Here is a 269-nt window from a genome sequence, read left to right on the forward strand (position 1 = left end):
GTGCCGGGAAGCCTGAGCTGTTTAAGCTGCGCGGCGTCGGGCAGATCTCTGGCCGCGCTGTTGTAGAAAGCGATGACCTGACCGAGATCGATCGGCGATCCTTCCACTTTTTCGACTTTGCAGAACTCTCGGTAGGCCACGTGGAGGTCGGCCAGATTGAGTCCTTTGAGCGCCTTGATCTCGCCGCTCAACGCCTCCTTGTCATCCATGGCAGTGGCAATCAGATCGTCCAGCTTGATGTCCTCGATGTCGAAAGCCTTGCGCATGTG

The 269-nt window shown here is 57.6% G+C and carries 1 protein-coding gene; it reads right to left on the reverse strand.

From position 1 onward, the window contains the following. Nucleotides 1-269 (reverse strand): hypothetical protein (locus QSV46_RS39855; RefSeq protein ID WP_314964111.1); only part of this gene is annotated, 269 nt, incomplete at both ends.

It is taken from the genome of Bradyrhizobium cosmicum (assembly GCF_032290525.1).
Taxonomy (GTDB): Bacteria; Pseudomonadota; Alphaproteobacteria; order Rhizobiales; family Xanthobacteraceae; genus Bradyrhizobium; species Bradyrhizobium cosmicum_A.